Origin of the sequence: Kribbella albertanoniae (genome assembly GCF_004348455.1) — a bacterium.
Taxonomy (GTDB): Bacteria; Actinomycetota; Actinomycetes; order Propionibacteriales; family Kribbellaceae; genus Kribbella; species Kribbella albertanoniae.
In genome coordinates this window covers 1-2192 of the sequence record NZ_SMKA01000494.1, presented here as the reverse complement: position 1 = coordinate 2192, position 2192 = coordinate 1, and the positions used below count along the sequence as shown (strand labels likewise).

Below are 2192 nucleotides of genomic sequence, written 5' to 3'. Positions count from 1 at the left end.
GGAAGGACACGTGGTGGTGCCGCTGACAGGCCCGCCGGGCGGTGGGCCAGGCGGGCCGAGGGGTGGTGCGACCGACTACCTCAGGTCCTTACCGACAGGCGGTCGGGGCGGAGGTCTAGGCGGCGGAGGAGTTGGGCGTTGAGGGCTACGACGATGGTTGAGACCGACATCAGGACGGCGCCGACGGCCGGGGAGACGAGGATGCCTGCGAAGGCCAGTACGCCGGCGGCCAGTGGGACGGTGATGATGTTGTACCCGGTTGCCCACACGAGGTTCTGCCACATCTTCCGGTAGCTTGCGCGCGACAGGTCGATGACCGACAGGACAGCGCGCGGGTCGTCGGCGGCCAGCACGACTCCGGCCGACTCGATCGCCACGTCGGTGCCGGCGCCGATCGCGATTCCGACCTCGGCTCGCGCCAGGGCGGGTGCGTCGTTCACGCCGTCGCCCACCATGGCGACCTTCAGCCCGCGGGCCTGCAGCTCGCTTACCTTGGCGTCCTTGTCGCCCGGCAGCACCTCCGCGAACACCTCGTCGATACCCAGCTCGCTCGCCACCGCGTCGGCCACCTGATGCGCGTCGCCGGTGATCATCGCGACCCGAACACCCCGCTTGTGCAGCGCATCCACAGCCTGCCGCGACTCTTCCCGAATCGCATCCGCCAGCGCGATCGCGCCTACCACCTGCCGATCCTTGATGACCTGCAGAACGGCCGCGCCCTGCGCCTTCCACTCCGCCACGTGCGACTCGAGCTCAGCCGGCTCGGCCACGTCGTACTCGCGCAGCAACGCCGGCCCACCAACCGCCACTTCGTTGCCATCGACAACTGCCTGTACGCCGCGTCCGGTCAGCGATGTGAAACCGCTCGCCACCAGCCGCCCGTGAGCCGCTTCGGATCCAGCCGTCACCCGATCCTTGGCGGCGCGGACGATTGCTCGGGCCAGCGGGTGCTCACTGTCGGCCTCAACCGCGGCCGCCAGGTCCAGCAGCTCATCCTCGGAAACACCGTTCACCGGCGCGAGGCCGATCACCGCGGGCTCACCCTTGGTCAGCGTGCCGGTCTTGTCGAACAGGACGACGTCGACGGTCCGCATCCGCTCCAGCGCCAACCGGCTCTTCACCAGTACGCCGGCCTTCGCCGCGCGCTCGGTGGAGATCGCGATCACCAGCGGGATCGCGAGGCCGAGGGCGTGCGGGCAGGCGATGACGAGCACGGTCACCGTACGAGTGACGGCCTGATCGAGCTCGCCGAGCAACGCCCACACCACGAAGGTGATCAGCCCGGCGATCGACGCGAAGTAGAACAGGAAGGCGGCGGCCCGATCGGCCAGCGCCTGCGCCCGCGACGAGGAGGCCTGCGCCTCGGTAACCAACCGCTGGATGCCGGCCAGCGCGGTGTCGTCGCCGACCGCGGTGATCTCGACGCGCAGTGCGTTGTCGGTAGCAACGGTTCCGGCGACGACCGCGTCTCCGACACCACGCGACACCGGCCGCGACTCCCCGGTGATCATCGACTCGTCGACCTCGGCCTGACCGTCGACCACAGTCCCGTCCGCCGGCACCCGCCCGCCAGAACGAACCAGTACGACGTCGCCCGTCTGCAGCTCGTGCAGCGACACCGCGACCACCCCGTCGTCGGTCACCTTCTCGGCCTCGTCCGGCAGCAGCGCGGCCAGCGCATCAAGCGCTCCGGAGGCAGCGCCGAGCGCGCGCATCTCCAGCCAGTGCCCGAGCAGCATGATCACGATCAGCAGCGCGAGCTCCCACCAGAAATCGAGATCGAAGCCACCGATCTCCAAGGTGGTGATCCACGACGCCACGAACGCGACGGTGATCGCCATCGAGATCAGCAGCATCATGCCGGGCCGCCGCGACTTCAGTTCGCCCCAGCCACCGGTGAGGAACGGGCGGCCGCCGTACAGGAAGATCACCGTCCCGAGCACCGGCGCGATCCACCGCGATCCGGGGAACTCGGGCGGCATGTACCCGAGCAGATCGGCGAACATCTCGCTGAAGAACACGACCGGCACCGACAGCCCGAAGCTGATCCAGAACCGGTCCTTGAACTGCGCCGCATGATCCCCATGCCCCGAGTGCCCGCCGTGCTCCATCCCCCCGGAGTGCCCGGCGTGACCCGTCTGCTCACCATGTCCCACGTGCTCATCCATACCCCGCACCATACCCCCCTAGGG

Annotated in this window: 1 protein-coding gene; it reads right to left on the bottom strand. The window is 69.2% G+C overall.

What is annotated here, in order from left to right:
• Positions 1-80: 80 nt before the first annotated feature.
• Entirely contained in the window at positions 81-2168 is a 2088-nt protein-coding gene (locus E1261_RS44480) for a heavy metal translocating P-type ATPase (protein ID WP_238176852.1), read from the bottom strand.
• Positions 2169-2192 lie beyond the last annotated feature (24 nt).